The sequence below is a fragment of the Calothrix sp. CBUCES-K 9914 genome (genome assembly GCF_059640475.1).
The window spans coordinates 1-12,402 of sequence record NZ_JBXXZH010000260.1; the positions used below are offsets into that span (position 1 = coordinate 1).

General features: G+C 37.7%; 14 protein-coding genes and 1 pseudogene. 11 read left to right on the forward strand and 4 right to left on the reverse strand.

Translation table 11 applies throughout. The features are described from left to right. The first annotated feature begins 558 nt into the window (after positions 1 to 558). The 7 genes from AC2JBO_RS36530 (at position 559) to AC2JBO_RS36560 (ending at position 3,090) form a co-directional block, all read left to right on the forward strand. Entirely contained in the window at positions 559 to 837 is a 279-nt protein-coding gene (locus tag AC2JBO_RS36530; RefSeq protein WP_496958534.1) for a guanyl-specific ribonuclease, read from the forward strand. Between the two features lie 27 nt (positions 838 to 864). Then, a complete protein-coding gene (locus tag AC2JBO_RS36535; protein WP_496958535.1) occupies positions 865 to 1,266 on the forward strand; it encodes a barstar family protein in 402 nt (133 codons plus the stop codon). A 225-nt stretch (positions 1,267 to 1,491) separates the two neighbouring features. Beyond that, positions 1,492 to 1,707, forward strand: coding sequence for a BrnT family toxin (locus AC2JBO_RS36540; protein ID WP_496958536.1), 216 nt, complete (start codon positions 1,492 to 1,494; stop codon positions 1,705 to 1,707). Between the two features lie 44 nt (positions 1,708 to 1,751). After that, positions 1,752 to 2,018, forward strand: a complete 267-nt coding sequence (locus AC2JBO_RS36545; protein ID WP_496958537.1) for a BrnA antitoxin family protein — start codon at positions 1,752 to 1,754, stop codon at positions 2,016 to 2,018. Between the two features lie 47 nt (positions 2,019 to 2,065). After that, positions 2,066 to 2,359 (forward strand): type II toxin-antitoxin system Phd/YefM family antitoxin, encoded by a 294-nt coding sequence (locus AC2JBO_RS36550; RefSeq protein WP_496958538.1) that lies wholly within the window; start codon positions 2,066 to 2,068, stop codon positions 2,357 to 2,359. Positions 2,360 to 2,592: 233 nt separating this feature from the next. Beyond that, the gene (locus AC2JBO_RS36555) at positions 2,593 to 2,817 is read left to right on the forward strand and encodes a BrnT family toxin (RefSeq protein ID WP_496958539.1); all 225 of its coding nucleotides are present in this window, start codon (positions 2,593 to 2,595) and stop codon (positions 2,815 to 2,817) included. Between the two features lie 3 nt (positions 2,818 to 2,820). Further along, positions 2,821 to 3,090 (forward strand): BrnA antitoxin family protein, encoded by a 270-nt coding sequence (locus tag AC2JBO_RS36560; RefSeq protein ID WP_496958540.1) that lies wholly within the window; start codon positions 2,821 to 2,823, stop codon positions 3,088 to 3,090. 23 nt (positions 3,091 to 3,113) lie between these two features. Here AC2JBO_RS36560 and AC2JBO_RS36565 read toward each other — a convergent pair whose 3' ends face one another. From AC2JBO_RS36565 to AC2JBO_RS36575, 3 genes are all read right to left on the reverse strand, one after another. Next, entirely contained in the window at positions 3,114 to 3,332 is a 219-nt protein-coding gene (locus AC2JBO_RS36565) for a DUF433 domain-containing protein (protein ID WP_496958541.1), read from the reverse strand. 213 nt (positions 3,333 to 3,545) lie between these two features. Continuing rightward, the gene (locus tag AC2JBO_RS36570; protein WP_496958542.1) at positions 3,546 to 4,337 is read right to left on the reverse strand and encodes a WD40 repeat domain-containing protein; all 792 of its coding nucleotides are present in this window, start codon (positions 4,335 to 4,337) and stop codon (positions 3,546 to 3,548) included. Between the two features lie 153 nt (positions 4,338 to 4,490). Next, complete coding sequence (locus AC2JBO_RS36575; RefSeq protein WP_496958543.1) at positions 4,491 to 7,502, reverse strand: AAA-like domain-containing protein; 3,012 nt, start codon at positions 7,500 to 7,502, stop codon at positions 4,491 to 4,493. Positions 7,503 to 7,677: 175 nt separating this feature from the next. Here AC2JBO_RS36575 and AC2JBO_RS36580 point away from each other — a divergent pair, with 175 nt between their 5' ends. The 3 genes from AC2JBO_RS36580 (at position 7,678) to AC2JBO_RS36590 (ending at position 11,188) form a co-directional block, all read left to right on the forward strand. After that, positions 7,678 to 9,027, forward strand: a complete 1,350-nt coding sequence (locus tag AC2JBO_RS36580) for an AAA-like domain-containing protein (RefSeq protein WP_496958544.1) — start codon at positions 7,678 to 7,680, stop codon at positions 9,025 to 9,027. Positions 9,028 to 9,135: 108 nt separating this feature from the next. After that, positions 9,136 to 9,741: a hypothetical protein gene (locus AC2JBO_RS36585; RefSeq protein WP_496958545.1), complete on the forward strand. Its 606-nt coding sequence runs from the start codon at positions 9,136 to 9,138 to the stop codon at positions 9,739 to 9,741. Positions 9,742 to 10,111: 370 nt separating this feature from the next. After that, positions 10,112 to 11,188, forward strand: coding sequence for a S1 family peptidase (locus AC2JBO_RS36590; protein ID WP_496958546.1), 1,077 nt, complete (start codon positions 10,112 to 10,114; stop codon positions 11,186 to 11,188). A 315-nt stretch (positions 11,189 to 11,503) separates the two neighbouring features. Here the strand turns inward: AC2JBO_RS36590 and AC2JBO_RS36595 are convergent, their stop codons facing one another. Beyond that, the gene (locus AC2JBO_RS36595; RefSeq protein ID WP_496958547.1) at positions 11,504 to 11,992 is read right to left on the reverse strand and encodes a hypothetical protein; all 489 of its coding nucleotides are present in this window, start codon (positions 11,990 to 11,992) and stop codon (positions 11,504 to 11,506) included. A 142-nt stretch (positions 11,993 to 12,134) separates the two neighbouring features. Between AC2JBO_RS36595 and AC2JBO_RS36600 the strand changes: the two are divergent. Further along, a pseudogene (locus AC2JBO_RS36600) lies at positions 12,135 to 12,402 on the forward strand (hypothetical protein); the annotation flags it as partial.

Consider the following 12,402-nt stretch of genomic DNA (forward strand, 5'->3'; position numbering starts at 1 on the left):
CGCAATGAAGTTTCATGTTCCTTTAGGCACATTACGGGATTGGGAACAAGGGGCTAAATATCCCGATACGGCAACGCGGTCGTATCTCCGTGTTATTGAGAAAGCTCCACATATTGTTATGCAGGCTTTAGAAGGTTGACTCTCTCCGTCCGTCATGTACCGAGATTCACAAGAAATTTTTGTCTACGCATAGTCTAAAACTCTAGAAATCCAATTATACAGTAATCATAAAAAATCCCTCTTGCTCGCTAGTAAGAGGGATATTGTCTTTCACATATAAACCCTATGTATAGTTAGCAATTAGCAGGCTGCGTCAAAATTCTTTATTTAAGAGAAAAGCAGAAGCTGCTTTCAAGACTAGCTTTCTTTCGACCTACAGGCACAATAGTTTCATGGTTTTTGTAAGAGGCAAAAGCAAAGATAATAAAAAAACATATTTTTTATATGTGACACTTAAAATAGTGGCATCTTCACTATTTACAAGCAATAGGTAGTACTTTTATATCTAAACATAATGAAAAAAGAGCCAGGGCAGTGTCAGAACAGATAAAATAAATTATGGTTATACCACAGGTTGGCATTAGTCAATTACCTCCTGAAGTTCAAACGACTGTTAATTTAATAGCGAAAGGTGGTCCATTTACTTACCCTAAAGATGGTGCTGAATTTAAAAATCGTGAAGGTTTATTACCAACACAACCTCTGGGATACTACCGAGAATATACAGTAGAAACTCCAGGAGCGGCTAATAGAGGTAATCGGCGCCTCATAACTGGGAAGAATGGAGAATTATACTACACACCCGACCATTACAATAGTTTTAAAGAGATTATTTAAATAGCCTTAAATAAACGGAGCGTCTAAATGAACCAATATGTACCTTTTATGACATCTCTCCCTAAACCAGAGGTTGCGGCTAACCGGAAACAAGCAGTAGAAAAAGTTCGTGAAGCCTTATCTGAGCGAGGCATTCAAGTTTTTTACCTAGATGGAAGAGAAATTTATAACAAAGAAACTTTTTTAGCAAAAGCTGCTGAAGCCATGAAATTCCCTTTGTACTTTGGAATGAACTGGGATGCTTTTGAAGAATGTATTACAGATTTAACATGGTCTCCTGCTGAAGAATATGTCCTAATATACGAACGTCCGGATGTATTCGCACAAGCTGACCCTAATAACTGGCAAACAGCACTAGACATCTTACACGCTGCTGAAGAATACTGGCAAACAAGAAGCATACCACTAAGTGTTTTTCTACTAAGTTAAATTAAGTATACAGGGGGAAGCTCAGTTCGAGCATCTCTCCGATATATAATTCAGGCAAGCCTAAAACAGTTGCAACTGTTTTACCATCTGGCACCAATAAAGGGAACTATGTAGAACAAAATATATTAAATGCGGTTTTTATGTTGCTCTTAACAGATGCGCTTCATCCCAAAACCCAAGTAGTTGTAGGATAGCAAAGGCAAATATTTTTGGTATATACTATAAATGCGCTTTGAGTGGGACGAGAATAAAGCCAAGTCGAATTTTTTGAAACATGGCATTCAATTCGAGGAAGCTGTAACAGTTTTTGCCGACCCTTATCTCGTGTTTACGGCAGACTTTAGTCATTCTCAGGGAGAAGAAAGGGAATGGGCAATTGGTGAAGCGGAAAATGGCTCAATTGTTGTGGTTGTTTTTACCATGCGAGGTGAGCTTTCTTAGGATAATTAGTGCAAGAAAAGCTACAACTCGGGAGTGTCAACAATATGGGTCAGGAATCTGAGTTTCCTTTTGACAGAGCAAGACGAGTTACACCTGAAGAAAACCAAAAATTTAGAGATGCGATCGCCCATCAGTTTGGAATTACGCCGAGGAAGCGCGGACGACCTACTAAGGATGAAGAGGAAAAGTATGAACCGATTTCTATCAGATTTCATCCTAAAATCATAGCCTGGGCGAAGGAAGAAGCAGAAAAACGAGGGGTAGGTTCCCAAACGGTTATCAATGAAGCACTATTGGAGAAAATAGGCTGATAGTAAGACTTAAGCTATCTTAAAACCCAAACTCAACAAAGGTTCAAATGACAAAGTTGGAAGCAGTAGAAGCGCAACAAAGGTTTGCAGAAGTACTTGCCCTTGTGGCTGAAGGTCAAGAACGTGTAGTCATTGAGTCAGATGGTCAGCAAGTTGCAGCATTGATCAGCTATGGGTACTTAAAGCGTCTGGAAGCGTTAGAAGATGCTTCATATGTATTAGACTTTCAACGCGCGGTAGCAGAAAGTGATGGAGAGTCTTATTCTGTAGAAGAAGTAATTGCTCACTATAACAAACTTAATAATACTGACTTTACAATAGACAATATTCTTAATGGCTGAATCTGAACAGCTTGCTTTACATATTACTTACATTACTCAGGCGCCTAATTTCCCTTCCCATTCTTCAAGAATTTGGGTATAAAGCATATTCAATCACACATTACTAACAAGATAAAAGCAAAAGCTTGACTATTCAAACACAGAAAAATTAGACTGTGTACAACTGTGCATACTACAATAGCTTATGGAGTATGAATGGGGTACTAACAAAGCTTAGTCTAATAGCCAAAAACATGGTATTGACGCAAGCGGATGCAGTATCTGTGTTTGCAGATGATTTTGCTATCACTGTGATGGATGAACATCCAGATGAGGAGAGGTTTGTGACGATTGGAATGGATGCTTTGGGTAGAATTTTAGTTGTTGTTTATACGTGGAGAGGTGAAAATTGTATTCGGTTAATATCTGCTCGTAAAGCAACTAGAAGAGAACGTCAGCAGTATGAGGAAGAGGAATAAATCATGGATACTGAGTATGATTTTAGTCAAGGTAAACGTGGAGCTATTGAGCCTACAAGCGAAGGTAAAACAAGGATTACAATTCGCTTAGATGATGATATTTTGGCGTGGTTCCGCGAACAAGTTCATCTTGCTGGTGGTGGAAACTATCAGACTTTGATAAATAATGCCTTGCGTGAATACGTGCAACAGCGTCGGGAACCTTTAGAGGAAATTTTACGGCGAGTTGTGCGCGAGGAATTGAGTCAGATAAATATGCGGGTTAATGAGTAGCAACAATATTGGTAACATTCTCATCAATATGAAATTGAATTGTTTCCGACATCTCGATTTCCTATCTTTTGTTGAAGTTTAGAATATGTTTGTGTTTGCATTTGCTTTGCAAAGTTTTCGTCTTCCCTTATAGAAGCCCTAATTTCTTCTAAATTATCATGGTAGTAAGTCAATGCTGCATACACATCTGCTAAACTTATGCTTGGGTGTTGTGACACTATTTCATCCGGCGCCATTCCCAAACGCTCGTGCCAAAGGTTCTTCCGTACATAGCGTGCTAAATTTTAATTAAAATCGATAATTTTCCTTTAAAATGAAGGCTTACAGGTACTTATAGTTAAAATTTTAGTAATTTGATTTTTTTAAAAGCACTAATGGCTGTAACATAAGCATAGCAATGATTCCAAGCTAATTTACCAACAGATTTAGCACGCTATGTACGGAAGAGCCCAAAATTAAGGGCAAATTTCTTTTCGCACATCAGGACGAGTCGCAAGGTAATCATCCAACCACTTACAACCTCTCTCTAACATTTCTTCGAGGTTATCAATTACAAATAAACGTATCATCCCATCATTACATGCAGCAGCAAGCACTTTGCCGTCAGGACTAAAACTCATCGAGTTAATATCATTTCGAGGTCTATTGTCTGCACCATCTCTGGTTTTTAATTTGCTGCTATTTTGACCTAATTTAAATTCACCAACTTGCCTTCCATTAAGATTCCATAACTTAATTGTGCTATCAATTCCTGATGTTGCAACTATCTTACCATTAGGACTAAAACCTGCAGTCTTAACGAAGCCTTGATATGGCTGAAATTCGGCAAGTTTATCTCCAGATAGTTTCCACAACCAAACTTTACCGTAGTCTTTGTCTGCTCCATCGGTGATGGTAGTAGCAATTACTGCATTCTCAAAATTATTACTAATATCCATCACTGATTGCTTCTTAGGTACTTTGAATTCACCGACTTTTTCCCCTGATAATTTCCAGAACTGTACTATCTCATAATTATAAGGCTTCAAGCTAGTTTGGTCTGCACCTAGAGTGTCACCAAAAACTACTATTTGTTTGCCATCACTACTAAAATTCATCCTGGCAGCCGAAAATTCAATCTTAAACTCAGTAACAATATTACCTGATAAATCTCTTAACTGTACTGTTTGATTATTCTGTTCATCTGTTCCTGGTGTCACAAGTAGCTTACCATCGGGACTAAAAATTATAGGATTTATATAATTCATACTCACATGATACTGAAATTCTGTAATTTTTTTTAACGGCTGTGTTGCCAAATCCCATACGGTCAATTTTATAAAATTAAATCCCTTTCGTTCTGCTGTTGCAATGAACTTGCCATCAGGGCTAAAACTAGCATAATCGACAGAATTATCAGGTTATTTTATTTCGGCAAATTTTTGTCCAGATAAGTTCCATATCCTCATCATTCCATCTTCAGTTGTTGCAATGAATTTACCATCATGACTAAAGATTACACTATCAATAATTTGTGGATTAAACATAAAATTGATAGTTCTGTCTGTAAGCAAGTCAAATTCGTTCGTTGTGTCTGTTCCTAATAAGTCAAATAACCTTATTACATCATCACTCCCGGCTGTGACAAGTTGCTTACCATTGGGGCTAAAAGTTGTACTAGTCACAAGATATGGACTCACTTTTAATTCACTTAGTTGTTGCCCAGATAAATTCCATAAGTGAACCTTTCCATCACCTCCTCCAGTGACAATTTTTTGAGCATCAGGACTAAAATTTACACTAAATATACTGTGAAGTCCTCCTTTTAATTTTGCAATTTCCTGTCCAGATAAATTCCATAGTCGTGCTGTGTTATCACTACTAGCAGTTACTAACAGCTCACTATTTGGACTAAAAGTAACATCATTTACTCTATTTTCATGCCCTTTAAATTCGGTAATTATCTTTCCAGAAAGGTTCCATAAGCGTGCTGTGTTGTCAAAACTAGCAGTTGCAATGAATTGACCATTTGGACTAAAACTAATATTATTAATAATGTTAGTATGACCTTTAAATTCAGCAATTTTTTCTCCTGATAAGTTCCATAAAAATGCTTTGTTCTCTTTTCGAGATGCAGTGGCGAGTAGCTTGCCATCAGGGCTAAAACTGACACTACCAGCAACATCGAAATGTGCTTTAAACTCCTTAAATTTCACAAGCTTTTGCCCGGATATTTTCAGTAACACTATTGAACCATCACTTTGTGCTGCTGCAATTTGGTTGCTGTCATGACTAAAACTCACATCTAAAAAAATACAACTACCTATACATGTGGATGTCTCATCGAATTTTTTACCATGAAACTCAGCAAGCTTTTTTCCTTTGCTATCCCATAACGCTACTGCTGTTCCTGCTGTTGCAAAATACTGACGATTAGGACTAAATATTACTTGGTTAACTGAATAATCAAAAAACCGATTCTGCTCTTTAATATTAACTAAGATACTTTGTAAAGCTAACATTGGATTTAGAGCAGGATATTTTTCTAACGGGCGACTATTGCTGACTTGTTTTTGTAGTTGTCGAGCAATTTTCATGGCTCTTGGCAATGCTCCTAATGGGTCATTTTCAAATTGCTTCTGTACAAGCGCACCCTCTAATTCTAAAGATGCTGCTATACTCCTTTCTCTGGCAATATTGAACCATGTCCCTGCTAGCATTGCCATGATAATTAATCCGAATGCTCCAATCAGCAATACTCGTTTTGTTCTTTTCTGTAGTTTGGTTAGCCGTTTATTTACTATCTTTTCTTCAATAATAGTATTTTCAAGATTCTGTTGTGTTTGTACCAAAAGCTGATTGGCTTTTCTTTCTTCTTCTAAAGTGATTTCGGTATTATTTTGTGCTTCTAATAAACGCTGCTTGGCTTCCCTTTCTTTATTTAAAGCTTTTCTTGTATTTTTCTGTGTTTTTAACAAACGCTGCTTAACTTTTTCCTCTTCCTGTCGCGCTTCCAATAAACGCTGACTAGCTTGTTTCTCTTCTTCTAAAGCTATTTCCGCTTGTTGTCTAGCTTCGAGTAGAAATTCATTAGCTTCTTCTTGCGCTTTCAATTGACGCTGTATTGACCTTTTCTCTAATTCCCGACTAGCATCTAAAAATTTATAATCATCATTACTTAATCTTTTACCCTCAGCCCAATTAAGTGCTTGTTCTAGAGCTTTTCCTCGCAATAAACGCGACTCATCTTGATAATTACTATCTATCCAGGCGTTAAAACTTTCAGCGTAGGGGCGGAGTTTTTCTAATTCTTTGCCTACCCATTCTGAGTCAAAAACAGACTGATAAATCAAATTATAAACTTTTAGCTGACTATTTTCCTCTACTACCAATCCGGTTAAACGTAATTGGATTTGTTCCGGACTATCATCAATCTCAATTACGCCGTATACTAAAATTTGCTGATACAAACCCAACAAACTACCAGCGAATCTATAATCAATAACAACCCTTTCCCGTATTGTTCTTAAATGTGGTGGTTCATCTAATGATTCCCAATTATTAATTATTTTCTTTCTGACAATTTTACCTACCCAATCTAAAGCGTTAGGTTCTGGAGTATAACGTTTTGAGTACGTATTTGAGTATATAGATGATAATTCTTGCAAAAGCAACTTACAAACTTTCTGTGTCAAAAAAGGTTGTCCACCAGTCCAACCTAAAACACCTTTCATTACTTCTTGGATATTGCTTACCTTACCCTTTAATCCTTTCGCTAAGGGTTGGATTTCTTCTTCTTTAAAACCATTTAGTTGAATCGCGCGACCAATATTAAAAGGTGTTCGTTTTTTGTCGTCAATCAAATCGCTAGGAGTAGCAACACCAAGTAAAGCGAAAGTCAAACGGTTATATTCTGCATTTAAAGTACGCTTCTCATAGCAACTTCTAATTAGGGCGAAAAAATCATTGGAGCGGAATTTTAAACTGAGAATACTATCAATCTCATCAATAAAAATAATAATATTGCTATTGACTTTTGGCAGCATTAGCTCTTCTAATAATAATCCAAATCGCTGCACGGGAGATAAATTGATGCGTTCATTCCACCAAGTCAATAAATCTTCTGGTGCTTCCAAAATTTTCAGTTTCGTCACCAACGTATATGCGATACCCGCATACCATTGTTCGGGGTTGCTTTCATCGCTACCAATTTCATTCAAATCAATCTTGGCACAAGCGAACCCTTCCTCTTGCAATCGTTTCATTGTTCGGTTGAGCAAGCTGGTTTTACCCATTTGCCGGGAGTTAAATACAAAACAAAACTCCCCCGCTTTCAGCAACTGATAAAATTCTGTGTCGGCTTTTCTAACTACGTAACTGGGGGCATTTTCTGGTAAACCGCCACCGACTTTGTACTCATAATCTCCTGTCATAATTTATTTTCTCAAAGAATAAAAATCATAGTGAGTTTTTATTAAACAGCCATACTACCTGATTTAGGGCAAGAGAATATCGAGTACTGATTGACTTGTCATCGACTTATTATTGACTTTACAACAAAAAGGCTTTTCCTTTAAGCTAAACTTTGTAGCAATTTTATAATTAGCCATGCCTCGCTCAGTAGTAGTACGCGATGAGAAGTGCAAAGAAAAAGTTCTAGCCCGCTTGGATGGGCAATACTTTAGTCAACAAGATTTAGCTGACCATTTACAAATAGCCCAAAGTACGGTGAGCAAGTTTTTTCAGAGGCAACCTGTTGACCGTCCTATCTTTGTTAAGATTTGTGCTGCTTTGGGTATAGAAGACTGGCGAAGTATTGGTGCTCCCCCCGCGCGCAAAAAAGCAGATGAAACAGAAAATAGCGATTTTGAGGATTTAGAGGAAGCCTCAACACCACCAACCCCGGCGCCAACCAGGGTTCTAGAATATCCAGATGGACAATTAGCTGCAACTTCGAGTTTTTATGTTGAGCGTCCCCCTGTAGAAAAGTACTGTTTTGAGGAAATTCGCAAACCTGCTTCCCTCATTTGTATTAAAGCTCCCCAGAAAATGGGGAAATCTTCCCTACTCGCACGGATTATTCAACAAGCGAAAAACCAGGGTGACGCTACGGTGATTATCAACTTTGAGCTAGGGGAGAAGGAATTTTTCAGCAATTTAAGTACATTTTTACGCTGGGTTTGCGATCGCATCATTTTAGAATTGTCCAAAGATAATCAAGCATTAGGCACAGAACTACTAAATAAACTAGATGCACATTGGAAAATTGCTCAAAGCTTTGGTGGTAAGGTAGCTGTAAAAGATTACTTCGAGCGATATCTGCTTCCTCAACTCAACCAACCCTTGACTTTGGCACTGGAAGAGGTAGAGATATTATTTGAATACCCAGGAATTTATAAAGACTTTTTTGGACTTCTGCGGATTATGCATCAAGAAGGAAGTCAGCAAGAAATTTGGCAAAAACTACGATTGGTCATAGTACATTCCACTGAAGCTTATATACCGATGAATATCAACCAATCGCCATTTAACGTGGGTTTACCAGTGGAATTACTAGAATTTACCCCCGAACAAATGCTAGATTTAGCAAGGCGCCATCAATTGGAATGGAGCAATACAGAAGTCCAGCAATTGAGAGACATGATTGGAGGACATCCTTTCTTAGTACGTCTGTCTTTGTATAAAATAGCTCGCCATGAGATAACCTTAGCTCATCTATTGGAAACTGCACCCACTGGAGCAGGAATTTTCAGCAATCATTTACGCCATCTTGGATTAATTTTAACAGAGCAACAGGAATTAGGCGCCGCGATGAAAGAGATTGTAAGTACTACTAGTCCAGGTAAATTCAGTGATGCAGTCAGGTATAAATTAAAAGCCCTCGGTTTGGTAAATCTATTAAATGACGACGTAACAATACGCTGCAAGCTATATCGCCAATATTTTCAGAACTTTTAGTAAATCAATAGATAACTCAATAAAAGTCGTTAATTACGCGAATTTCTCAGGGTATAAGTCCGATAGGTGTAGGTGACATTGAGGTTGTCGAGTTCAACCAACAATCTTATGTTACAAACAATCAGCAAATTCAACACATTACTTCTAGCAGCTTTGGTTTTTGTATCAGCCGCAACATTCAATAGTTCCAAAGTTGACGCCAGAAGTAGCCAAAATATAAATATAACCCAATTACCCACATCAACTGAGGTTGCTACAGCACCAGAGTGGAAGACATTTTCTCCAGATGAAGGTAAATTCTCTATTCTCATGCCAAGTGAAGAAATTTCGGAGATGGCGCCAGATAAAGGTGAGATGCATTCAGGTGTTAAGTCCACAAAAATGTATATGAGTATTCATGAACAAAATGTGTTCATGGTTAGCTATGCTGACTTTAAAACTGATTTGACTCAGGTTTCCTCAAGTGAATTACTAGACTCTGTGGTAGAAGGAATGCTAGAGGATGGGAAAAAATTATTAAGTCAGCAAAATCTGACTTTAGGTGCGTATCCAGGTAGAGAAATTAAACTGTGGGATGAAAAAGAAGGAATGACTTTGACGGGTAGAGTTTTTATTGTTAACCAACGGATGTATATGCTCTTAGTTGGAGGCAATGAAAATCCTCAACTTAGTGATACTAGAAAGTTTTTTAACTCCTTCCGGTTGATGCCATAATCATCAAATAAATCATTTGAGTGGCAAGTAATTGTAAAAACGCACTCAAAATAGTTCTTAGAGGTTGTTTAAAAAGTATAAAATTAAGCTATGACCTTGAAAAATCCCCCAACCCCCTTAATAAGAGGGCTTAAATACCTCTTTTTCCCCCCTTATTAAGGGGGGTCAGGGGGGATTAGATGAAGGATTGTGTATTAAAGATAACTTTTCAAACGTCCTCTTAAGCATGAGAATATACTGCGTTTCTACACTATTCCTTGAGTTCAAACTTTCCAATCAATACAACCAAATAAATTTAATCGTTTCACCAATCTAAAATCAAGCCACAAGACTATTTAACGAATACATCGAAAATTAAGGAAATAATATCATGCTGCCCAAAATACAGAAACAATTCAAATCTCTTGTAATTCTCTCTGCTTTACTTTCCGCCGCATTCCCTATTTTACCAGTCAAATCTCAAACAACTGATATTTCCCAGCAACCCTTACAAATCAATTCCAGCCAACCCAAAAAACTATCACAAGCCAACTTAGTCGCAGAAGATGTTAAACCATCGGTAGTTCGAGTTGTTGTTGGTTGTAAAGCTAAAGTTTATTCACCAATAAATGGCAAAATATATGACTTGGAAACAATAACAGGTCACGGTTCTGGCTTCTTTGTCAATCCTAACGGTTATATTGCCACGAATGCCCATGTTACCAACACAGAAAATTGCCAGCAAGTTTTTCAGAAAGATTTAGCAGCAAAACTTGAAGCTGACGGACAAACACTAGAAAATGTCGAAGCCGAATTAAAGTGGATTGAAACCAAACCAATTCAGTTAGTATACTTACCAAATCAAGAACAGCTACCTTTTGAGATAATTAATTCAGGCGCCGTTGCAGGTAAAGGCAAAGATGTTTCCATAATCAAAGTTAATCTTATCAATGCCCCTACCCTTAAACTCGCAGAATCTAACCAAGTGAAACTTTTAGACTCAGTAACGGTAGTAGGGTATCCAGGGTTAGTAGAAGATTTACCCTTCTTTAACGAAAAATCTTTCTATGAAGCTAGCTTTACTAGCGGTCAGGTTTCTGCCAAGAAAAACCTGAAAGACGGTACACCTGTCATACAAATTACCGCTCCTGTACCTAAAGGAAATTCCGGTGCCCCCGTTCTCAATGAGCAAGGCGAAGTTATCGGTTTAGTAACCTTTGGTCCCGACGATAATTTTACCTTTATTTTTACTAGCGATACAATTCAAGAATTTCTTGACTCTGCAAACATTACCAACAAACAAGGATTAGTTAACCAGGAATATCGCAAAGGATTACAACTTTACAGCCAAGGGCGTTACTTGCAAGCATTACAAAAATTCCAGTTAGTAAAACGCTTGTTTCCCCAACATTCAGAGGTCGAGAATTATTTAACTAAATGTCAGCAAGTCATCACTAATGGTAATTAAATAATATTTAGTACGCAATCCGCGCGTTTAATCCCCCCAACCCCCCTTAGTAAGCTTTCAAGGGTAGGTTTTTTTGAATCGAGCAAATAGTTGAGAAAATTCTCAATTACTAAACGAGGTTTCGTTGTTTCAGCGTTTGGGCGCCCGCTGAAATAGGGAAAAAACGACCAAATCCAAAATACCTACCTTTGTAAGCCCTTAGTAAGGGGGCTAAAAATACTCTTTTCCCCCCCTTATTAAGGGGGGTTAGGGGGGATTTTAAACTGTAGTCTATTTGGAAACTTTTAAAACATAAATTAATTAGCGCTTCAACGATTAACTATCTTTTACTGCTAAAGTTTGATTGGTCTTACCTGGTTCATTAACTTGATTTATTAACCAGTAACCTGTAATGGCAATAGCTATAGTAATTACGCTAGCTATAACATTTGGATAAATCGTGATTCCTCCTATTTGTGGTTCTGGAAAATCTCCAAGAACTGGGTCGCCAATAAACCCGTAGGAAGTACCAGGCCAAAATCCTGCTGCAATTAATCCAATATAAAAAGTACAGCTTAGAAATGTCGCAAGTCCCATTGAAAATTTATCAGTTACTGGGCGAACTTTTAATATTGCTAATGCGGCGCCTCCTAATGATACAGCAGCGAAAAATGACATTGCACAATGTAACTTTGCGTGTGGTAGCCATGCAGGATTATTCATGTGACCATCAGCTAATATAACCGCATCTACACAGATAGGAACAATAATTGTTGAAAGTGCTGCGGTGCCGAGTAGCCATTTGCCAAGTTGTTCTCGTTGCATATCGATTTTTCCTGACTATTTCAACTTAGCTTGATAAAAGATTCTAATTAAAACAATCCTTCTTAGGGTATAATTGAGCCGTGCGCTACTCAAATTTAAGTTTTATATATTGAAGTAGCGCTATTAAATTGTGGGTAAAATCATGGTTGAGCAACTTATAATACAAGAACAAGACGATTGCTTCTACGTACCAGATGCCAACCAGCTAGTTACTGAAGATGATACACTCCTTGATAATTTTGCATCTGAAAAACAACAACACTTGTTAGTTGGTTCGTCTTATAGCTCTTTACAAAATAAAACATTTATAGCTTGTGGAACAGGCATCCCTGCCTGTCCTATGGTGAGGGGCGGGCAAGGATGCCATTGGCGTCAAGTTAAGCTAAAACTTATTACGTCAATAAGTATTT